The 19,009-nt window shown below is 65.7% G+C and carries 20 protein-coding genes; 7 read left to right on the top strand and 13 right to left on the bottom strand.

The window, feature by feature from the left end:
• The first annotated feature begins 113 nt into the window (after positions 1 to 113).
• Positions 114 to 725 carry a hypothetical protein gene (locus ACLV8F_RS14675; protein WP_411884937.1) on the top strand — a complete coding sequence of 204 codons (612 nt, stop codon included), beginning with the start codon at positions 114 to 116 and terminating at the stop codon, positions 723 to 725.
• Between the two features lie 87 nt (positions 726 to 812).
• On the opposite strand, the gene ACLV8F_RS14670 is transcribed toward ACLV8F_RS14675, so the two are convergent.
• From ACLV8F_RS14670 to ACLV8F_RS14660, 3 genes are all read right to left on the bottom strand, one after another.
• The gene (locus ACLV8F_RS14670; RefSeq protein WP_411884936.1) at positions 813 to 1,310 is read right to left on the bottom strand and encodes a thioesterase family protein; all 498 of its coding nucleotides are present in this window, start codon (positions 1,308 to 1,310) and stop codon (positions 813 to 815) included.
• 11 nt (positions 1,311 to 1,321) lie between these two features.
• A complete protein-coding gene (locus ACLV8F_RS14665; RefSeq protein WP_411884935.1) occupies positions 1,322 to 1,690 on the bottom strand; it encodes a glyoxalase superfamily protein in 369 nt (122 codons plus the stop codon).
• Between the two features lie 63 nt (positions 1,691 to 1,753).
• Positions 1,754 to 2,254: a hypothetical protein gene (locus ACLV8F_RS14660; RefSeq protein WP_411884934.1), complete on the bottom strand. Its 501-nt coding sequence runs from the start codon at positions 2,252 to 2,254 to the stop codon at positions 1,754 to 1,756.
• Positions 2,255 to 2,459: 205 nt separating this feature from the next.
• Between ACLV8F_RS14660 and ACLV8F_RS14655 the strand changes: the two genes are divergently transcribed.
• Complete coding sequence (locus ACLV8F_RS14655; RefSeq protein WP_411884933.1) at positions 2,460 to 3,014, top strand: ATP-binding cassette domain-containing protein; 555 nt, start codon at positions 2,460 to 2,462, stop codon at positions 3,012 to 3,014.
• Here the strand turns inward: ACLV8F_RS14655 and ACLV8F_RS14650 are convergent, their stop codons facing one another.
• From ACLV8F_RS14650 to ACLV8F_RS14630, 5 genes are all read right to left on the bottom strand, one after another.
• On the bottom strand, positions 3,015 to 3,629 hold the full coding sequence (locus ACLV8F_RS14650; RefSeq protein ID WP_411884932.1) for a tRNA-uridine aminocarboxypropyltransferase: 615 nt from the start codon (positions 3,627 to 3,629) through the stop codon (positions 3,015 to 3,017).
• Positions 3,626 to 4,390, bottom strand: a complete 765-nt coding sequence (locus ACLV8F_RS14645) for a TerC family protein (protein ID WP_411884931.1) — start codon at positions 4,388 to 4,390, stop codon at positions 3,626 to 3,628. Before ACLV8F_RS14645 ends, ACLV8F_RS14650 begins: the two co-directional genes overlap by 4 nt.
• Positions 4,391 to 4,581: 191 nt before the next feature.
• The gene (locus ACLV8F_RS14640; RefSeq protein ID WP_411884930.1) at positions 4,582 to 5,745 is read right to left on the bottom strand and encodes an AI-2E family transporter; all 1,164 of its coding nucleotides are present in this window, start codon (positions 5,743 to 5,745) and stop codon (positions 4,582 to 4,584) included.
• Between the two features lie 154 nt (positions 5,746 to 5,899).
• Positions 5,900 to 6,640 (bottom strand): LytR/AlgR family response regulator transcription factor, encoded by a 741-nt coding sequence (locus ACLV8F_RS14635; protein WP_411884929.1) that lies wholly within the window; start codon positions 6,638 to 6,640, stop codon positions 5,900 to 5,902.
• On the bottom strand, positions 6,637 to 7,701 hold the full coding sequence (locus ACLV8F_RS14630) for a sensor histidine kinase (RefSeq protein WP_411884928.1): 1,065 nt from the start codon (positions 7,699 to 7,701) through the stop codon (positions 6,637 to 6,639). The genes ACLV8F_RS14635 and ACLV8F_RS14630 overlap by 4 nt, the downstream gene beginning before the upstream one ends.
• Before the next feature lie 228 nt (positions 7,702 to 7,929).
• Between ACLV8F_RS14630 and argH the strand changes: the two genes are divergently transcribed.
• Positions 7,930 to 9,339 (top strand): argininosuccinate lyase, encoded by a 1,410-nt coding sequence (gene argH, locus ACLV8F_RS14625; protein ID WP_411884927.1) that lies wholly within the window; start codon positions 7,930 to 7,932, stop codon positions 9,337 to 9,339.
• 19 nt (positions 9,340 to 9,358) lie between these two features.
• Positions 9,359 to 10,825 (top strand): rhomboid family intramembrane serine protease, encoded by a 1,467-nt coding sequence (locus ACLV8F_RS14620; protein ID WP_411884926.1) that lies wholly within the window; start codon positions 9,359 to 9,361, stop codon positions 10,823 to 10,825.
• Positions 10,826 to 10,840: 15 nt separating this feature from the next.
• Here the strand turns inward: ACLV8F_RS14620 and ACLV8F_RS14615 are convergent, their stop codons facing one another.
• A complete protein-coding gene (locus ACLV8F_RS14615; protein ID WP_411884925.1) occupies positions 10,841 to 12,130 on the bottom strand; it encodes a tetratricopeptide repeat protein in 1,290 nt (429 codons plus the stop codon).
• Positions 12,131 to 12,345: 215 nt separating this feature from the next.
• On the opposite strand from ACLV8F_RS14615, the gene ACLV8F_RS14610 reads away from it, so the two are divergent.
• The 3 genes from ACLV8F_RS14610 to ACLV8F_RS14600 all read left to right on the top strand — a co-directional run bounded on the left by ACLV8F_RS14610 (position 12,346) and on the right by ACLV8F_RS14600 (position 15,969).
• Positions 12,346 to 13,005: a response regulator gene (locus ACLV8F_RS14610; protein WP_411884924.1), complete on the top strand. Its 660-nt coding sequence runs from the start codon at positions 12,346 to 12,348 to the stop codon at positions 13,003 to 13,005.
• 2 nt (positions 13,006 to 13,007) lie between these two features.
• The gene (locus tag ACLV8F_RS14605; protein WP_411884923.1) at positions 13,008 to 14,390 is read left to right on the top strand and encodes an ATP-binding protein; all 1,383 of its coding nucleotides are present in this window, start codon (positions 13,008 to 13,010) and stop codon (positions 14,388 to 14,390) included.
• 64 nt (positions 14,391 to 14,454) lie between these two features.
• Positions 14,455 to 15,969 (top strand): DegQ family serine endoprotease, encoded by a 1,515-nt coding sequence (locus ACLV8F_RS14600; protein WP_411884922.1) that lies wholly within the window; start codon positions 14,455 to 14,457, stop codon positions 15,967 to 15,969.
• 55 nt (positions 15,970 to 16,024) lie between these two features.
• Here ACLV8F_RS14600 and ACLV8F_RS14595 read toward each other — a convergent pair whose 3' ends face one another.
• Genes ACLV8F_RS14595 through lspA form a run of 4 tightly spaced genes read right to left on the bottom strand, consistent with a single transcriptional unit; the run spans position 16,025 to position 18,938 of the window.
• A complete protein-coding gene (locus tag ACLV8F_RS14595) occupies positions 16,025 to 17,272 on the bottom strand; it encodes a L,D-transpeptidase family protein (protein WP_411884921.1) in 1,248 nt (415 codons plus the stop codon).
• 51 nt (positions 17,273 to 17,323) lie between these two features.
• Positions 17,324 to 17,983 (bottom strand): DsbA family protein, encoded by a 660-nt coding sequence (locus ACLV8F_RS14590; RefSeq protein ID WP_411884920.1) that lies wholly within the window; start codon positions 17,981 to 17,983, stop codon positions 17,324 to 17,326.
• Positions 17,980 to 18,417: a disulfide bond formation protein B gene (locus ACLV8F_RS14585; RefSeq protein ID WP_411884919.1), complete on the bottom strand. Its 438-nt coding sequence runs from the start codon at positions 18,415 to 18,417 to the stop codon at positions 17,980 to 17,982. Before ACLV8F_RS14585 ends, ACLV8F_RS14590 begins: the two co-directional genes overlap by 4 nt.
• Positions 18,414 to 18,938 carry a signal peptidase II gene (lspA, locus tag ACLV8F_RS14580; RefSeq protein ID WP_411884918.1) on the bottom strand — a complete coding sequence of 175 codons (525 nt, stop codon included), beginning with the start codon at positions 18,936 to 18,938 and terminating at the stop codon, positions 18,414 to 18,416. Before lspA ends, ACLV8F_RS14585 begins: the two co-directional genes overlap by 4 nt.
• Positions 18,939 to 19,009 lie beyond the last annotated feature (71 nt).

Here is a 19,009-nt window from a genome sequence, read left to right as displayed (position 1 = left end):
AGACGGGGAGAGCCAACGGCCTTTGAGCACCCACGCACATCGCACCTGAACACGCTGTTTCCGGTGCTTCGCCCGGAAAACCAACAAACAATGCCCGCACGAAGACATTCTTTGTGAACGCGCCGGATGAGATGGATTACGGTTCTGGATTTTCCAGCGCCATGTACAGAACCGACTACCAAAATCCTTTGCGCCGCATCATCCGCCTCCAGTCTGACCTCGAGAGAACCTGGCGGGTCACCGTCCGGCGCTTCGGGCGGATCGTTGAACGGACTTTCAGCGACGCGTCCTACGGCGGCAAACGCCAGTCACTTGCCGCCGCGAAGATCTACCGGGATGCCGTGGAGGTGTATATCGCCACCTTTGAGGCGGACCATCGCCTGTGGCGCAGCGCGCGAAAAAACAGGCGCAATACATCCGGAACGGTAGGCGTGGCGCGTTACGTGCACCCTCCCAAAAAACCCGGCGGCCAACCCTTTCCCTTCTGGCAGGCTTTCTGGGTGGACATGCACGGCAAACGCCAGAGCAAAAGCTTTCTGGTCGGCGCACATGGAGAACACGGAGCCAGGCGCCTTGCCCTGCAAGCCCATGCCCGGGGCCTGGCCGACGTGCACGCCGAGCTCCAGCGCGCGGCCCCGGTTGGGTATGCGGACATCAAGCCCTGCAAAGAACTTGAGTCCATCCTTTTCGCCGCCGCGTTTGTCGCCGAATCGCTGCGGCCCTGAATTCCGGTTGGGCATCAAGCATCCCCTGATTCGCAACTTCAACAGCGCAATCCCTGTGCGCTCTTGCAGCCGCAACGGAGGCACGCCTCACATCGCGTCCAGCGCCCGGTCCCAGGCTTCGAGTTGGGCGGGCTTGGCGGCAAAACCTTGGGCGATGAGTTCAGCGGGACGCACCGTGAGCGACCCCTTTTTGAATTTCATCTTGACCAGCACCTCCGCGTGCTGTTCCGCGCCCACAAACATCGCATGTGAAAACCAGGCGTATTTTTCATCGGCAAAGATGATGGCGGTTTCCACGCGCACGCGCCTGAACATCGCAATGGGTCGGCTGAACTTGACCAGCTGGGAGGCGTTCACAAAACTCAGGCGGCGGCGCAGCAGCGTGCCCATCAGCCTTGTCCTGACCAGGTAGTCCAATTGGGCCGCCTCGGCAAACTGCAGGTAGCGGTCGCTCTTGAGCACATGGATTCCGGCATCAAAAGGCGTGACCCAAAACCAGCTGGTGACCCGCGCGTCCGCGCCATTCGCGCCAGCCGAAATAAGCGCCCGCAGCAGCGTCAGAAGATTTCTAAAAAGACCGCACATCGGGGCAAGCGCTAGGTGCTGATCGCATTGGTAAACGTCAGCCGGTTGCCAAACGGGTCGCCGATGGACATGTCCCGGCTGCCCCAGGGCGTGTCTTCTATGCCGGGCCGGGCGTACTTGTAATGCTTGGCCAGAAGCTCCTGCTGGAATGCCTCCAGCCCGTCCGTCTCGATCCGCATCGCCGCGCCCGGGCTGCAGTCACCGTGGTGGCCCGACAGGTGAAGAATGCAGCCGCCTTTGGAAACCTGCATGTAGAGCGGCATGCCCTCGCCAAATCGATGCTCCCAGTCGACTTTGAAGCCCAGGAAGTCGACGTAAAACTCCCTGGCCTTGGCTTCGTCGAAGAGGCGCAGTATGGGGGTGGTTTTTCCAAAGCTCATGGTTGGGTTTCCTGATTGGACGGGCTTAACCCCAGACGCTCGAGGCCGACTGGAGATGCGCGGTCAGTACGTCGTTGAACGTTTTGGTTTTTTCCCTGTTTGCCTCAAAAACTCTTCAGTCAGTTGTTCAGCGCCTGGGTTCAAACCGGACACATCCAGCTTGAGCTTTTTTCTGCGATTCCCGCTGCTGTCCTTCAACCTGACGTGCAAAAACAGGAATGGGGAGTTGCCCCCATACCCCAGCCAGTATGAGTCGATATCCGCCCACACGATGCGAACTGAACCTGAAAGCCCCCTGTAAACAAACCCGCGGGGAGAGGTCGCAATCCGCCGGCTCGGGTCCAGTACCCTGTACAGCCACAGAAATACGCCATAGCCGGAAAAACCCAGAAGCGCGCCCGCAGCCAGTTGCAGCGGCCAGGGTTGCCGGGATCCGGAGGGATCGGGCAGAAACGCGAATGCCGCGGACGCGAACATGATTGAACCGGCAGTTGCCATCGTCAAATAACCGAACCGCCCAAACCAGGAAGTTCGATATTCAGAAATTACCTGGGTTGCGGTCATTTAAGGGCGAAGCTATTGCGCTCCGGTGATCATGGCTCGATATTTGAAGGCACTGCGAAATTGGAGATTACCATCACCTCCAGCCTCCAGCCTCCAGATCCACCAGGGCCGTCCCATCAAACATCCCGCCATCCCACCTGTAGTTTTAACGGTTGAAGGCCTCAGCTTTCGCTACCGCGATCCCAAGGTCGAGCTCTTTGCCGGGGTGTCCATCGCCATCCCGCCCGGCGTCACGCTGGTACAAGGCGGCGACGGGCGCGGCAAAAGCACCCTGCTGCGCCTGCTGGCCGGCGCATTGCCTGTGGAGGCGGGGCAGTTGCAGCTGAACGGCGTATCGCTCAAAGAGCAGCCCGACGCCTACCGCCGGCAGCTGTTCTGGGTGGAGCCGCGCACAAGCGACTTCGACCAGCTCACGCCGCTGCAGTATTTTGAATCTCTGCGCGCCCGGTACGCGGGCTTTGATGCGACCGTGGCGAAACAACTGGCCGAAGGCCTGGGGCTGGAGCCGCATCTGAACAAGCAACTCTTCATGCTGTCCACCGGGTCAAAACGCAAGGCCTGGCTGGCGGCGGCGTTTGCCTCAGGCGCGAGCCTGCTGCTGCTTGATGAACCGTTCGCGGCGCTGGATGCGCCCTCGATTGCCTTCATCAAACAGCTGCTGCAGGACACCTCGGCGCATCCCGGCCGGGCCGTGGTGATTGCGGACTATGAGGCGCCCGAGCACGTGCCGCTGGCGGGCGTGGTGGACCTGGGCGATTGACTATGTTGGCCTGAAGGCCAGCTGTTGCCCGACAAAGCCATCAAAAGCCTGTCGCAGCGGCTGGTATTTTTCGGCGTCGCCTTCCAGTTGCGCCAGCGCCGCACAAGTGGCCTCGAGTGTGGACAGCTGGTCGGGCCTGTGGGCCTTGCGGATCAGGTAGCCGGAAGCCGGCAGTTCTTCCAGTGGCAGGCGCGGCAGCAAACCCAGCGAAGGGTTGAGGTGCAGCATCTTGCGGCTTTTGCGCCAGGTGGCGTCCAGCACCACCAGGCGCACACGCGCCGGGTCCGTGAGCCGGTCCATGTCCAGCGCAGGCGCCGGTTCGCGCAGCGTCTCGGGGTAGAGCAGCACCGTGTATTTGGGTTCTTGCGCCGCGTCGTCCATCGCGGCGTCCAGTTCAGGCGCCGCAAACGCTTCGCCGGTCAGCAGGCGGCTGCCGGGCAGGCTCATGTGCAGCAGGCGGGCGGTGTTTTTGGCGTGGTCCACTTCCAGGGGGTGCTGCAGGATCAGCACCTCGACCTGGTGCGCCACCGGTGTGACCCACCGGCAGATGCAGGCGCTGTAGGGCCTCAGGCACAGCGCGCAACCCCGGCGCCTGGGCGCGGCGGGCTCACTCACGAGGAATGTCCGCCGCCCTCGCCTTTACCGTGCAGGCCGTCCTTGCCCGCCGCCGCAGGCTTGCGGCGCATGCGAATGTTGAGCATCTCCACCGTGACCGAGAAGGCCATGGCGAAATACACATAACCCTTGGGCACATGGTGGTCCAGCCCTTCGGCGATCAGCACCACACCCACCACCACCAGGAAAGACAAAGCCAGCATCTTGATGGTCGGGTGGTCGGACACGAAGCGGCCTATGGCCGGCGCGAACAGCATCATCAGGCCGACCGAGGCGATGACCGCGGCGATCATCACCACGAGGTTGTCGACCATGCCGACGGCGGTGATGATGGAGTCCAGCGAGAAGACCATGTCGACGACCATGATCTGCAGGATCACGGCAGTGAAGGTGGCCTTGACGGCCGTGGACGCATGGCCCTCCTCGCCTTCCATGGACTGGTGGATTTCACCGGTGCTCTTCCAGATCAGGAACAGGCCGCCCGAAATCAGGATCAGGTCGCGCCCCGAGATTTCCTGCTTGAGCACGGTGAATAGCGGCTCCACCAGCCCGATGATCCACGACAGCACCAGCAACAGGCCTATGCGCATGAACATGGCCATGAACAGGCCCAGGCGGCGCGCCAGTTCCTGCTTCTCCTTGGGCAGCTTGTCGACCAGGATGGAGATAAAGATGATGTTGTCGATGCCCAGCACCAGCTCCAGCGCGGTGAGCGTGGCAAAAGCGATCCAGGCTTGCGGGTCGGTGAGCAGTTCCATCATGGCCTTACCTCTTTCTCTTTTTTCTCAATGATTCAACACCTTTGGAGCCCATGGTAGCGCCCACAGGAGTTCCACACCAGCAGGGGCCGCGGAACCGGCTTTGCCGGGCCGCAGGCGCAGCGGCCCCTTTCGTGATGAATGAGGCAGGGAGAAGCCGCAGGCTACACGCAGTGAGCGACCGTGGGGGCCCTTCAAGACCCTAAAAATTCGCCCACCGGTTTCAGGTCATCCACCCGGTCGCAAATCGCCTTGACGATCATCAAAATCGGAATGCCCAGCAGCAGCCCCCACACGCCCCACAGCCAGCCCCAGGCCAGCAGGCCCACAAACACGGCCACCGGGTTCATGCGGCTGGCGCGGCTGGTGAGCCAGGGTGTCAGCAGGTTGCCCACCAGGGTGTGGATGACCAGCGAGGCGCCGCCCACGACCAGGGCCATGTTGAGGGAGCCGAACTGCATGAAACCCACCAGGGCCGAACCCGCGGCCGTGACCAGCGAGCCGACGTAAGGCACCAGGTTCAGCACGGCGGCCGCGACGCCCCAGACGGCCGCGTTGTCCAGCCCGATGGCGAGCAGAGCCAGCCAGGTCAGCACGCCGACCAGCGCGCTGGTCAGCAGTTGCACCTGCAGGTAACGCTGGATCTGGCCGGTGATTTCATTGAGCGCCTGCAGCGTGATCTTTTTGCTGCTGAGGCTGTCGCCCGCCAGCTTGAGCAGCTTGCGCCGGAAGGTGTCGCCCGAGATCATCAGGAAATAGGTGAGGAAGACCACCACCGTGGCCTGGCCGATCAGCGCGATCAGCCCTATGGTGCCGGACCACAGGTAATGCCGGATGTCGAAGCGCGCCGGCTCGACCACCACGCGCATGGCGCCGCGCGTGGTGCCGGGCGCGCCGTTTTCCTGCGCGGCCTGCTCGATCTGCGCGGCGGCTTTCTGCACGGTTTCCAGGGCACTGTCGGAGCGGCCGCTGCGCGCCTTCATGGCCTCGCGGAACTTCTGCGCCGCCGCCGGCAAGGCTTGCACGAGTTGTGTGGCTTCGTCGCTGAGCGACCAGGCGGTGGTGCCTATGCCGCCCAGGATGGCCAGCAGCAACACGGCCGCGCTCAGCGCGCGCGGAATGCGGCGGGTCTCCAGCCAGTTGACCACCGGCGAGAGCGCATAGCTGAACAACACGCCGACCATCACGGGAATAAAAACCGCCTTGGCCCAGTGCAGCACAAAAAGAAAGGCCAGGCCGGCCAGCACCACCAGCGACATGTTGCGGATGTCGACCGGCATGTGAAGAAGCACGCGGGCAGGATCGGGCGCCGCCTCCGGCACCGTGGCCTGCGCCTGCGCTATGTGTTCTTCGGTCATGTTGTCCCTCATGGCGGTCACCGCCCGGTTGATCGCCGCAGGACCACCGCACGGCGCTCCGGGCTGGCTTTATTGGACCCCAGGGAAGGCCCGGGCCGTGTAGGACGCCTCCGCCGGAATGGCGCGGCGGCTTGCGCGCCAGGCGGTGTCCGCGTCAGCCCGCGATGGCTTCACGCACCGCGCTGAGCTGGCGGCGCGACACCGCCAGCAACTCGTCGATGCCGTTGAGCCGCACCGCCCAGCCTTCGCCCTCCTCGGGGTCGAAGTGTTTCTCCAGCGTGCGCACCGCGCGCCGCGCGATCAGCGCGTTGCGGTGTATCCGCATGAAGCGGCCGGCGTGGCGCTCTTCCAGCTCGCTCAGCGAGCCGTCCAGGATGTAGCTGCGGCTGGCCGTGCGCACGGTGACGTACTTGAGCTCTGCCTTGAAGTACAGCACCTCGGCCAGCGGCACGCGCTCGGTGCGGCCGCGGTCCTGGATGATGAGCATCTCCTCGGCGGCCGGGGCCGGGGGGCTGCGCACAGCCTGCTGCAGGCGTTCGACTTTTTGCAGCGCCTGCTGCAGGCGCTCCAGGCGCACCGGCTTGGTCAGGTAGTCGGCGGCCTCCAGTTCAAAGGCCTGCACCGCATGCTCGGCATGGGCCGTGACGAAGACCACGGCCGGCCGCCGCGGCAGCGCGGCCATCATCTGGGCCAGCGCGATGCCGTCGGGGCCCGGCATGCGGATGTCCAGCAGCACCGCGTCAAAGGGCTCGCGCCGCAGCGCCTGCATGGCCTGCGCGGCATCGGCCGCTTCCCCAGCCACCACCGCCGCCGGCGCCGTGCAGTCGCCCAGCAGGGTGCGCAGGCGGGACCGCGCCAGCGCCTCGTCGTCAACCACCAGTACCTTGAGTTTCATGCGGGAATCTCCAGCCGGACCTGAAATATGCCGTCCTTGAACACTGTCTTGAATTTCGCCTCGACATCATGCAGCAGGGCCAGGCGCTCGCGCACGTTGGCCAGGGCCAGGCCGTGGCCGCGTTCGCCCACGCCCGCGGGCGTGGAGTTGGTGACCTTGACCACCACGCTGCCGCCGCGCCTGAGCGTGGAAATCTTCAGCTGCGCGCCGCTGGCGCTGGGCTCCACGCCGTGCTTGACGGCGTTTTCCACCAGCGGCTGCAACAGCAGCGGCGGCAGCCTGGCCAGGTTGGCGTCCGGGTCCAGGCTCCACTGCACCTGCAGGCGCTCGCCGAAGCGCACCTGCTCGATGGCCAGGTAGTGCTGGGCCAGCGCGATTTCCTGCCCCAGGGTGACCGACTCGGCCGGGTCCGCCAGCGCGTGGCGGAACAGCTCGCTCAGGTCTTCCAGCACGGCCTCGGCCTTGGCCGGCTCGGCGCGCACCAGCGCGATGGCGCTGTTGAGGGTGTTGAACAGGAAATGCGGGCGTATGCGCGACTGCAGTTCCGCCAGGCGCGCGGCCGTGGCGGCGGGCGTGCGCGCCTTGGCGCGCCAGAACAGCCCCGCCAGCATCATGGCCGACAGCAGCGTGCCCCCCGCCGCGCTGGACCACCAGGGTGCCGGCTGCAGCAAACCCATCAGGGCCAGCAGACCGCAACCGTAGAGGCCCGCCAACGCGCCCAGCACCATGCCGAACAGCCACTGGCGCGAGGCCTCCAGCCGGTTCAGGCGTGACTTCAGCATGCACACCACCACCAGCCAGGCCAGCGCGGCCGGCATCACGCCGCCGGTCAGCAGCGCAAAGCGCAGCAGCCACTCGATGGGCCGGTCGGCGCTGAACATGGCGGCCACGCCCACCACCGCTTCCACGAACAGCACCGCCCGCAGCACGACCCCGACATGGCAGGCGTCGAACATGTTGGTGTGCGCGCCGGCCCGCGGCGCAAGATCGTCGTCGCCCGGCATAAAGCTGCCCAGCGAGGTGGACTCTCCGAAGTGCGACAGGTCAGGCGATGGCTTCATGGTGTGCGTTCATGGCTGAAACAAGGCGGCGGGGGTTGCGGGGGACGGTCGGGCACATGGATAAAATCAGCGTGATGCCGAGTATTGCACCGCCCACGCCCCTCGCGGCGGCGGCCTGAAAGACAATTAAGGCCCTCGCCGGACCGAATCTGCGCAGAATAGCGCATCCGGAGCCTGGAATCCACGCCCCGCGGGCCCCGCGGCCGCACCCCAAGAAGAAAGCCTGACGTGAACCAATTCGACAAAAAGTCCCAAGCCTGGTCTGCCCTCTTTTCCGAGCCCATGAGCGACCTGGTCAAACGCTACACGTCCAGCGTGTTCTTCGACAAGCGCCTGTGGCAGGCCGACATCGCCGGCTCGCTGGCCCACGCCGAGATGCTGGCCGCGCAAAAAATCATTCCCGCGGCCGACTATGCCGACATCCAGAAGGGCATGGCGCAGATCACCTCCGAAATCGAATCCGGCGCCTTTGAGTGGAAGCTGGACCTCGAAGACGTGCACTTCAACATCGAAGCCCGCCTGACCCAGCTGGTCGGCGACGCCGGCAAGCGCCTGCACACCGGCCGCAGCCGCAACGACCAGGTCGCCACCGACGTGCGCCTGTGGCTGCGCGGCGAGATCGACCTGATAGACGGCCTGCTGACCGGCCTGCAAAAAGCCCTGGTCGACATCGCCGAGAAAAACGTCGACGTCATCCTGCCCGGCTTCACCCACCTGCAGGTGGCCCAGCCCGTGAGCTTCGGCCACCACATGCTGGCCTACGTGGAAATGTTCAGCCGCGACGCCGAACGCATGCAGGAAATCCGCAAACGCGTGAACCGTCTGCCGCTGGGCGCCGCCGCGCTGGCCGGCACCAGCTACCCGCTGGACCGCGAACGCGCCGCCAAGACCCTGGGCATGGTCGATGAAATGGGCAAGCCGCAGGTCTGCCAGAACAGCCTGGACGCGGTGAGCGACCGCGACTTCGCGATTGAATTCACGGCCGCCGCCTCGCTGTCCATGGTGCACATCAGCCGCATGAGCGAAGAACTGATTTTGTGGATGAGCCAGAACTTCAGCTTCATCCACATCCCCGACCGCTTCACCACCGGCTCATCCATCATGCCGCAGAAGAAAAATCCCGACGTGCCCGAACTCGCGCGCGGCAAGACCGGCCGCGTGGTCGGCCACCTGATGGGCCTGATCACCCTGATGAAGGGCCAGCCCCTGGCCTACAACAAGGACAACCAGGAAGACAAGGAGCCGCTGTTCGACACCGTCGACACGCTCAAAGACACGCTGCGCATTTTTGCCGAGATGGTGGCCGGCATCACCGTCAAGCCCGAAGCCATGGAAAAAGCCGCCCTGCGCGGCTACGCCACCGCCACCGACCTGGCCGACTACCTGGTCAAAAAAGGCCTGCCCTTCCGCGACGCCCACGAAACGGTGGCCCACGCGGTGAAGGCCGCCACCACGCACGCGGTGGACCTGTCCGAACTGCCTCTGGCCGTGCTGCAGGAGTTCAACCCCAGCATTGAAAAAGACGTCTACGATGCCTTAAGCCTGCGCGGCTCGCTCAACGCCCGCAACATCCTGGGCGGCACGGCGCCGGCACAGGTCAAGGCGCAGATCGCGCGGCACCGCGCGCGGCTGGGCTGAGCTGAAGCACCGGCGGGATATGTTTTACGCAATTCCGCTGGAAAACCGGCCGACCTGGCGCAACCCGCCATGGCTGACGATTCTGCTGATCCTGGTGAACATGGCGGTGTTCTGGGGCCCGCAACGCGCCGAGGAAACCGCGCAGGAAAAGGCCGCAGCCTTCTATCTTTCGAGCAGCCTGCCGGCGCTGGAGTTGCCGGCTTTCGTCGGCTGGCTTGAAGAGACCGGGTCGCCGCGCGCACCAGCGGCCAGGCGCATGCTGGAGCAGCGCCGCTACGCTGCACTGCTGGACGGCCTGGAATCCGAAAACATCTTCCTGGCGCGCCTGCACGCCGGCCTCGTCGTCCGGCCCGGGAACCCGGCCCATGAGCAGTGGCAGCAGGACCGGCGCCGCTACGAAGGCATGCAGCCGGCCCCCTTCACCGCGCACTGGGCCCAGGACAACAGCAAAGACGCGCCGTTTCGCCCCGTGACCTGGATCACCGCGGCCTTCCTGCATGCCGACACCTCCCATCTCATCGGCAACATGGTGTTCCTCTTCCTGTTCGGCTTCTCGGTCGAACTCGCGCTGGGCCGCGGCCTTTACCTCACGTTTTACCTCGCGGGGGCGCTCGGCGCCTCGCTGCTGGCCGGCTGGGCCTATGCCGGGCAAGGCGGTTACGGCCTGGGCGCTTCCGGCGCGGTTTCCGCCTTGATGGCCATGTATGCCGTGATGTACCGCCTGCGCCGAATCCGCTTTTTTTACCAGCTGTTCTTCTATTTCAATTACGTCACGGCGCCCGCGCTGCTGCTGCTGCCGGCCTGGATCGCCAACGAGGCGCTGCAACACGTCGTCGGCGGCAAGGGTGTGGCCTATATGGCGCACCTGGGCGGGCTGCTCACGGGTGCGGTCCTGATGGCCGCGGCCATGCACTGGCGCAAACTCACGCCGCCGCCCGTGGCCGCCGAGCAGGCCGGCGACGGCTTCGACCAGCACGTCGCCGAGGCAAAACGGCTGGCGGCCGCGATGAAATTCGACGCTGCCTGCGCGCAATGGCGTGCCGCGGCGAAACTGCGGCCCAGCGACGTTGAAGTGCTGCGCGCCTGGTTCAACACCGCGCGGCTGCAGCCGGCAAGCGAAGACTTCCACGGCGCCGCGCGCCGCATCTTCCGCCTCGCGCCCAGCGACGACGCCACGCTGGAACTGCAGCATGCCAGCTACCGCAGCTACCTGGACCAGGCCAAACCCGGCGCGCGCCTCAAACCCGACGACATGGCGCGGCTGGCGCGCCGCTTCACGCGCGCCCGCCAGTTCGACGACGCCGACAAGCTGTGCCGGGCACTGCTCAAGAGCGCGCCGGAGCATTCGGGACTCGCCGACACGCTGGGCGTCTGCGCCCAGGGCTGGCTGCGCGCGGGGCAGCGCGAGCGCGCCCTGTACTGGCTGCCGCACCTGCAGCGGCTGGCGCCCAACGACATGGCCACGCGCGCGCTCGCGCAGGCCTGAGTACCCGTTGACGGTCTAAACCGGGTCGCGCAGCAGCCAGCGCACCTCGCGCGTCGCCTCGCTGTCGGGGTAGCGTTCCTCGAGCACGGCCAGCACCGGGCGGGCCATGTCGGCACGGTGCATGCCCTGGGTCAGCACGCGCGCGATGAGTTCATAGGCCTGCGGGATCGCCGCATGGCCGCGAAAGCGCTTGTCGAAGCTGCGCAGCATGGCCAGCGCCGCCTGCGCGTCGCCGGCGCGCCAGGCGGCGCGTGCCAGGGCCAGGGTCTGCCCGGCGTCCTCGATGACAAACGCCGGCTCACGGGCGCGGCAGTCCTGCCAGGCCTTGACCGCCTCGGCCCCCAACTCCTGCTGCAGCAACAGCGCGATCAAACGCTTCGCATGCTCCAGCAGGGTGGGCGTCTTGTCGGCGTCCATCAGCAACACGCGGTGGTAACGCCGCAGCGCGGCAACGTCGTTGGGCCGCAGGCGCTGGTCTTCGTAGGCGATAGTGAGCGCGGCGGGGATATCGCCCTCGGTCACCAGCTCGGCCACCAGCGCATCGGTTTCCTGGCGCGCGATCTGTTCCGGGCTGCGCCGCTCGGGCGGCGCTTCGTCCGCGCCGGCGCCCGGCAGCAGGTCGATGTCCAGCCCCTCATGGTGCTGGTACATCACATAGCCGAGCAGGCTGGCCATGACCCAGCCGAAATAGATAAAGGCAAAATTGAACAACGGCACCAGCAGCCACAGGCTGACCAGGGGCAAGAGCAGCGCCAGCGCGACCTGCGCACCGCTGCTCAGCAGGAACAGGAACAGGCACAGCGCGAGATAAGGCGCGCCGAGGACGCGCACGACACCCCAGATCGCGGCCGGGTTCAGCGCGCGCATCGCGCTGCCCGACTGCACCAGGACGATCACGGTCGCCGGAAACAGGAAGGACAGCACAAAGGTCGCGGCCGTGGCGAGCTTGGCGTTGACCGACGCCACCAGGCCCAGAACGAAACCCTGCACGACAAAGACGCCGAACAGCTTCCAGGGCAGGCTGCTCCACTCGTCATCCAGCCGCGACGGAAAGTCGCTGGCGCGCGAGATGCCGCGTGAGCCGAGCACCGCGACCTTGAAGCCGTAGCGGCTGGCGGCCAGCAGGATGCCGATCTCGACAATCAACCACATGAACACCCGCGGGAGGAAAAAGAACACCTCCGGCAAAAGGCTGCAGAACGCCAAAACCAAGCCATAGACCAGAGGCGCGCCCTGGAACGGGAATGCGAAGAATTTGTTGAGGCGGTGCCAGAAGGGCTTGACCGCCGATTTGCCGGCCGGCATGCTAAAGCGCGCCCTGTGTTGCACCGGACCACCCCACCTGCACGAACGCGCCCATCCCGGCTCCCAGTTGTTGTGCGGTGATTCTAGTCGGGCCCCTGCCTTCACTCGCTCTCCCCCTGGGAGAAGGCGTAAACCGGACGCACGCTGGATCCCGGTTTTTAAGCCCCACCTAAGTCAGTGCATGCATACTTGTAGCTTCCGAGTAAGGTTCCCCAATGCGTTTATTGCTGGTTGAAGACGACACCATGATCGGCGAGACCGTGCTGCAGGTGCTGCGCGCCGAGCACTACGCGGTCGACTGGGTGCGTGACGGCCGCATGGCCGACGACGCCCTGCGCAGCGAGCATTACGACCTGGTGCTGCTGGACCTGGGCCTGCCGCAGCGCGACGGCCTGGAAGTGCTGCGCGCCCTGCGCGCCCGCCGCGACACCACCCCCGTGATGGTGGCCACAGCGCGCGACGCGGTCGGCGACCGCATCGCCGGGCTGGACGCCGGCGCCGACGACTACGTCGTCAAACCCTATGACACCGACGAGCTGCTGGCCCGCATACGCGCGCTGATACGCCGCAGCGCCGGCCGCGCCGAACCGGCCTTTGAACACAAGGGCGTTAGCCTGAACCCCGCCACGCGCGAAGCCAGCCTGAACGGCCAGCCGGTGTCGCTGTCGGCGCGCGAATGGGCCGTGCTGGAGCCCCTGTTGGCCCGCCCCGGCGTGGTGCTGTCGCGCACGCAGCTGGAAGAAAAACTCTTCAGCTGGAAAGACGACGTCAGCAGCAACGCCGTCGAGGTCTATATCCACGGCGTCCGTAAAAAACTCGGCAATGACATTATTCAGACCGTGCGCGGTCTGGGTTATCTGGTGCCCAAGCAATGACCATGAAGACGCCGGCTACGCATTCCCTCAGGAGACGACTGCTCTGGTTTGTGCTGGCCGCCATTCTCGGCGCCGCCGTGCTGCAAGCCGGCACCGCCTACCGCGGCGCGCTGCGGCAGGCCGATGCGATGTTCGACGAGCACCTGCAGCAGATGGCGCGCTCGCTGCGCAGCGGCGTGCCGCTCAACCTGCCGCTCGATGAAGCCGACGTCGACGATCGCTTTGAGGTTTATGTGCAGATATGGGGCCAGGACGGCACGCAGATTTTCCGCTCCACGCGCTCGGCGCTGCCGCCGCGCGCGGTGCTGGGTTTCTCGGACGTCGAGGCCCACGGCAACCGCTACCGCGTCTACACCCTGCAGACCGCGCTGCAGACCGTGCAGATCGCCCAGGACCTGGACGCGCGCTCGGCCCGCGCGCGCGCGCTGGCCGTGCGCGCCGTGCTGCCCTTTCTGCTGCTGACGCCGCTGTTGATGCTGGCCGTGTGGTGGGTCATCAGCCGCTCGCTGGCGCCCATAGAGCGCGCCCGGCGCCAGGTGGCGGGACGCCGCGCCGACGATTTGTCGCCGCTGGCCAGCGAAGGCCTGCCCGACGAGGTGCAACCGCTGGTCGACGAACTCAACCTGCTGTTCGGCCGCGTGCGCGGCGCCTTCGAAGCGCAAAAACATTTTGTCGCCGATGCCGCGCACGAGCTGCGCTCGCCACTCACAGCACTCAAGCTGCAGGCGCAGGCCCTGCGCCGCAACGGCGAAACACCGGCCGAGCGCGAGGCCGGCATTGCCCGGCTCAACCAGGGCATAGATCGCGCGATACGCCTGGTCGAGCAGTTGCTGGTGCTGGCCCGCGAAGAAGCCGGCGCCGGCCAGGCCACGGCAGCCGGGCCCGTAGACCTGCAGGACGTCATCAAGCTTGCGGTGGCCGACGTGCTGCCGCACGCCCTGCACAAACAGATCGACTTGGGGCTGGTGGCGGGCGATCCGTCGCCGCAACTGCCACAGGCGTCCCAGGTTACCGGCCAGGCCGAGGCCCTGCGCATCCTGCTGCGCAACCTGCTGGACAACGCCGTCAAATACACGCCGGCCGGCGGCCGCGTCGACGTCTCGCTGGCCTTGCAAGACGGCCGGCCCGTGCTGTCGGTCGAAGACAGCGGCCCGGGCATAGACGGTGACGACCGCGAACGTGTGTTCGACCGCTTCTTCCGCGCGAGCGCGGAAGGGGCCAGGGCCGATGAAGCGCCGCAAACCGGCAGCGGCCTGGGCCTGGCCATCGTCAAGGCGATTGCGGCGCGGCACGGCGCCACGCTGCAGCTGGGCCGCTCGGAGCGCCTGGGAGGGCTCCAGGTGGAGGTGCGCTTTCCGGCGGAGCCCGGTTTAAGCCCGGCCTAAGACAGCGTCTCCATAGTTGTGGGTAACGGCACCGTTGTGTGCCATTAACCCAAGGAAGCACGCCATGTCATCCACCGCATTGAAGAACACCCGGCTCGTCGCCGCTTTGCTGGCCGCGGGCGCCATCGGCGGCGCCGGCGTCAGCGCCGTCAACGCCCTGCATTCCGCCGCCACTGCGGCCACGCAGCCCGCCATCACGGCGCCCGCCGCGTCTTCCGGCAACGCCTCCGTCCCCATGGCCCTGCCCGACTTCTCCCAGATCACCGAACGCTACGGCCCGGCCGTGGTCAACATCAGCGTGACCGGCACGACCAAGGTGCGCAATGAAGTGGCCCAGGGCGACGATGACGACGACACGCCTTCCGGCGACCCCTTCTTTGAATTCTTCAAGCGCTTCCAGCAAGGCCAGGGCCGCCCCGGCGGACGCAACGGCGCGCCGCAGCAGGAAATGCCCACGCGCGGCCAGGGCTCGGGTTTTATCGTCAGTTCCGACGGCATCATCCTGACCAATGCCCACGTCGTGCGCGACGCGAAAGAAGTCACCGTCAAGCTGACCGACCGCCGCGAATACCGCGCCAAGGTGCTGGGCGCCGACCCCAAGACCGACGTTGCCGTGCTGCGCATCGAAGCCAAGAACCTGCCCGTGGTTACACTCGGCAAGGTCAGCGACCTCAAGGTCGGCGAATGGGTGCTGGCCATAGGCTCGCCCTTCGGTTTTGAGAACACCGTGACCGCGGGCGTCGTCAGCGCCAAGGGCCGCTCGCTGCCCGACGACAGCGCCGTGCCCTTCATCCAGACCGACGTTGCCGTCAACCCCGGCAACTCCGGCGGCCCGCTGTTCAACACGCGCGGCGAAGTGGTCGGCATCAACTCGCAGATCTACACCCGCAGCGGCGGCTACCAGGGCGTGTCCTTCGCGATCCCGATCGACGTCGCGGCCCGCATCAAGAACCAGCTCGTCGCCACCGGCAAGGTGGAGCACGCGCGCCTGGGTGTGGCGGTGCAGGAAGTCAACCAGACCTTTGCCGACTCCTTCAAGCTCGACAAGCCCGAAGGCGCGCTGGTCTCCAGCGTTGAAAAAGGCGGCCCCGCCGACAAGGCCGGCCTGCAGTCCGGCGACGTGATTCGCGGCGTCAACGGCCAGCCCATCGTGTCCTCGGGCGACCTGCCCGCGCTGCTCGGCGTGGCAGCGCCCGGCGACAGCGTCAAGCTGGACGTCTGGCGCCAGGGCGCGGCCAAAGAGATCACGGCCAGGCTAGGCAGCGCCGACGAAAAAACCGCACAGGCCGCGGCCAAAAAAGACAGCCCCAACCAGGGCAAGCTGGGCCTGGCCTTGCGTCCGCTGCAGCCCGATGAAAAGAAGGAAGCCGGCGTCGACAACGGCCTGGTCGTCGAACAGGCCAGCGGCCCCTCGGCCCTGGCCGGCGTGCAGCCCGGCGACGTGCTGCTGTCCATCAACGGCGTGCCCGTGAAGAACATCGACCAGGTGCGCGCCACCGTGGCCAAGGCCGAAAAATCCGTGGCCCTGCTGATACAGCGCGGGGACAGCAAGATTTTTGTGCCGGTCAACTTCGGTTAACGCAATCGGTTCAGTGATGCATACGGCCCCTGGCAATTTGCCGGGGGCCGGGCAGTCACCCGACAACGCCCTCGTAGACGATCTTCCACTGGCCCTTGCGGCGCTCCCAGTATTGCCGGATGGTGCGGCCGCTTTTTTCACCCGTGGCCAGTTCGCCGAAAGTTGAAACCAGGACATCGGCTTCATCGGTCCAGCGCAGCAGGGAGATGTCGCTGAGCCGCGTCTCACGGGTCTTTGCGCCGGACGGCTTTCCTCGCCTGAGCGCGGCATGGGCCGCCAACGTTTTTTCATCCGCGGTGAAATCCGCCGCGTAAAAGCCCATGAGCCGGCCGGCGTCGTTGCGGGTTTTCGCTTCCGCCCAGGATCTGAGCAAACCTTCAAGCTCGGTCTTCTCAGGCTCGATCGTCTTCGCCCCCACCCACTTCAGGCTTTTTGCGATCACCACCGGCGTGGTGCGTATCTCCACCGTCCTGATGATGCGCTCCAGGTCGGGGTTGGCCACGGCCACACAGCCATCGGTGGCCAGCGGTGCCCTTGAAAACTGGGAAGAAGGCGTTCCGTGAAGCCAGATGCCGCTGCCGCCCTTGCCCCGCCGCACGTCCAGCGCATTGGGATAGTTGATGGGCAAAGCGCCCGAGCCGTACAAGTCCTTCAGGCTTTTGGGGTCGAGGTTGCTGGTGATGAAATAAAGCCCCAGCGGTGTCCGCTGGTCGCCTTCAACGTTCTTGCCCACGCCGGCCTTGCCGACCGAGATGTAGTAGTCCGCAATCAGGCGGGGGCCCTGGGGCGTGTTCTCCAGCAGGTAGAGGCGCGCCTTTGACACGTCCACAGCGATCGCGTGCTTGTTCCGCGGCGAAAGCGAGACGAACTGCGCGGGCACGGCATCAGCCGGCGGGCGTTCCTGCAAGGCCAGCAGGCGAAGCCGCGATTCGTCGCGCAGCTCCCGCAGCCTGGGGGAATCAGCGCCCAGGCCGGCCGGCACGTCGCCCAGCACGCGCGGCGGCCGCACGTGGGCCATCAGCAAATCACCGTAGACCAACTGCCCCAGCTGGAAATTCGGGTAGTCGCTAACCAGCGCCCGGGCCTCCTCCAGCACCTGGTGGCTGTTGGCCTTGCCCACCATCCGGTAAATCCCGATCAACCGCGCCTCGGCCCGGCCGTCCGGCTCAAGCGCCGCTTTCACCGGTGCTTGCGAAGGGCTCCGCCCCGCGGCAAAGCCCTCGACGGGGCTGAAGAGCGCCGCCACGGCAACTGCCGCGCACAAAGCCCGGCCCCGGTGATCCACACGAGCCATTTTTTTCATGCGCCTCCAAGCCGGTTCAGAAGGGACCGCAGGACAGCCGCCACCTTGCCTTTATTGGGGATACGCACGTTTAACCTCTTCCTCCACCAGGGCCTTCAGTTGCTCATGGCCGAAGTCCTTCAAGGGCCGGCCGTTGACAAAGAACCCCGGCGTCTTTGTGACCTGCAAAGTGTTGGCATCCGCAAGGTCCTGCTCAAGCAGCGCCTGGGCTTGCGGTGAAGCGGCATCTTGCCTGGCCTTCGCGGCATCGAGGCTGGTTCCCTTCAGGAAGGTCCAGATCCGCTCCGGATTGGGGCTGTCATGCGCGGCCCAGGCGTCCTGGGAATTCAGCACCACCTCCGCCACCGGAAAGAACAGCTGCTGCTGGTGCGCGGCGATCAGGATTCTGGCGGCCACGTCGGAGCCCTTGTGGAAAGGCACAAGGCGCACCACCAGTTGCACCTCCCCCTGGTGGCCGTCGACGATGCGTTTGACCAGGGGATAAAAGGCCCTGCATGTCTCGCAGGCCGGGTCAAAAAACTCCACGATGCGGACCTTGGCCTCCGGCGAACCGTAGGTGGGCGCGTGCGCGCGGTTGAACACCGAGCTGTTCTCTTGCGCAAGACGGGCCACGGCCTCGGATTTTTTGTTGAGGTGGCCGTAGATGCCGAACGAGAAGCCGAGCAGGACGGCGACCCCGCAAAGAATGATGGTGAGTTGTTTGTTGTTCATTGTCTGGAGTCTTTCTTCGCTGCCAGCAGGAGCAGCACGATGAGGGAAAAAGCCATCAGCGACAAAAGCGGGATGGTGATGAAACCTGCCAGCTCCAGCTTTTGCGCCGAGCAGGACACGCCTTTGCCGCAGGGCTGCATGGCCGCCGGAATAAAGCCGCCATAGAGAAGGCAGTGGTAGAAGGCCGCGAGCCAGCCGGCGCAAGCCAGCGGCAAGGCGTACTTCACGCTGCCGGCATCCTCTGTGTAAGCGCCCGCGCCCAGAATCAGGACCAGCGGGAACATGGCGATGCGCTGGTACCAGCAGAGCACACAGGGTTCAAGCGCCATGACCTCGCTGAGAAACAGCGCGCCCAGCGTGGACACAAGCGCCACCAGCCAGCTCACCGCCAGCAGGCGCCATTGCCGCCCGGTGGCCAGGGATGAAGCCGTCATGCCCGGTTCTCCCTGGGCCTTTGCCGCCATGACGCCAGGACCACAAGCGCCGCGCCGCAGACGATGCCCATGTCCGCGAAATTGAAGGCCGGCCAGTGCCAGCCGCGCGCATGGAAGTCCAGAAAGTCGACCACATAGCCGCGCAAGGCCCGGTCCACGCCGTTGCCCAGCGCACCGCCGAGAATCAGTGCGTAGCCCCACATTTCAAGGTGGGAGAGCGGCTTTCGCAGCATGAAGGCCAGCCAGCCTGAAACCGCCAGCGCGACGCCGCCAAAGAAAAAGCGCTGCCAGCCGCCCGCGTCCGCCAGGAAGCTGAAGGCGGCGCCGTAGTTCCACACCTGCACGAGGTTGAAGTTGCCCGTGACGGCCTGGCTCCACGCGTACGGTGTGTATTCATGCACCCAGTATTTGCCGGCCTGGTCGGCCAGGAAAAGTATCAGGGCGATCCAGTAGCTCGCACGGCGTGGACCGGCAGTGCTGCGGGCAGGGCCGGCAGTGAGAGGCGGGTTGAGATAGGACATGCTTCAAGCTCAAAAATTCATGAATTCCAGCCCGCGACAGGATGCGGGGCCATGTGGGGCGCGCCTGGAAC

The sequence above is a fragment of the Polaromonas sp. YR568 genome, from assembly GCF_943369675.1.
Lineage (GTDB): Bacteria > Pseudomonadota > Gammaproteobacteria > Burkholderiales > Burkholderiaceae_C > Polaromonas.
Note: the sequence above shows the minus strand (reverse complement) of the source record. Positions and strands in the feature narration are given on the sequence as shown.

What these genes read in the sequence shown, in the direction of transcription:
- ACLV8F_RS14600 (WP_411884922.1), top strand. Translation starts at nt 14,455, where the DNA reads ATGTCATCCACCGCATTGAAGAACACCCGGCTCGTCGCCGCTTTGCTG.
- ACLV8F_RS14660 (WP_411884934.1), bottom strand. Translation starts at nt 2,254, where the DNA reads ATGACCGCAACCCAGGTAATTTCTGAATATCGAACTTCCTGGTTTGGG.
- lspA (WP_411884918.1), bottom strand. Translation starts at nt 18,938, where the DNA reads ATGTCCTATCTCAACCCGCCTCTCACTGCCGGCCCTGCCCGCAGCACT.
- ACLV8F_RS14595 (WP_411884921.1), bottom strand. Translation starts at nt 17,272, where the DNA reads ATGAAAAAAATGGCTCGTGTGGATCACCGGGGCCGGGCTTTGTGCGCG.
- ACLV8F_RS14610 (WP_411884924.1), top strand. Translation starts at nt 12,346, where the DNA reads ATGCGTTTATTGCTGGTTGAAGACGACACCATGATCGGCGAGACCGTG.
- ACLV8F_RS14640 (WP_411884930.1), bottom strand. Translation starts at nt 5,745, where the DNA reads ATGACCGAAGAACACATAGCGCAGGCGCAGGCCACGGTGCCGGAGGCG.
- ACLV8F_RS14630 (WP_411884928.1), bottom strand. Translation starts at nt 7,701, where the DNA reads ATGAAGCCATCGCCTGACCTGTCGCACTTCGGAGAGTCCACCTCGCTG.
- ACLV8F_RS14605 (WP_411884923.1), top strand. Translation starts at nt 13,008, where the DNA reads ATGAAGACGCCGGCTACGCATTCCCTCAGGAGACGACTGCTCTGGTTT.
- ACLV8F_RS14620 (WP_411884926.1), top strand. Translation starts at nt 9,359, where the DNA reads ATGTTTTACGCAATTCCGCTGGAAAACCGGCCGACCTGGCGCAACCCG.
- ACLV8F_RS14585 (WP_411884919.1), bottom strand. Translation starts at nt 18,417, where the DNA reads ATGACGGCTTCATCCCTGGCCACCGGGCGGCAATGGCGCCTGCTGGCG.
- ACLV8F_RS14670 (WP_411884936.1), bottom strand. Translation starts at nt 1,310, where the DNA reads ATGTGCGGTCTTTTTAGAAATCTTCTGACGCTGCTGCGGGCGCTTATT.
- ACLV8F_RS14615 (WP_411884925.1), bottom strand. Translation starts at nt 12,130, where the DNA reads ATGCCGGCCGGCAAATCGGCGGTCAAGCCCTTCTGGCACCGCCTCAAC.
- ACLV8F_RS14635 (WP_411884929.1), bottom strand. Translation starts at nt 6,640, where the DNA reads ATGAAACTCAAGGTACTGGTGGTTGACGACGAGGCGCTGGCGCGGTCC.
- ACLV8F_RS14645 (WP_411884931.1), bottom strand. Translation starts at nt 4,390, where the DNA reads ATGATGGAACTGCTCACCGACCCGCAAGCCTGGATCGCTTTTGCCACG.
- ACLV8F_RS14590 (WP_411884920.1), bottom strand. Translation starts at nt 17,983, where the DNA reads ATGAACAACAAACAACTCACCATCATTCTTTGCGGGGTCGCCGTCCTG.
- ACLV8F_RS14665 (WP_411884935.1), bottom strand. Translation starts at nt 1,690, where the DNA reads ATGAGCTTTGGAAAAACCACCCCCATACTGCGCCTCTTCGACGAAGCC.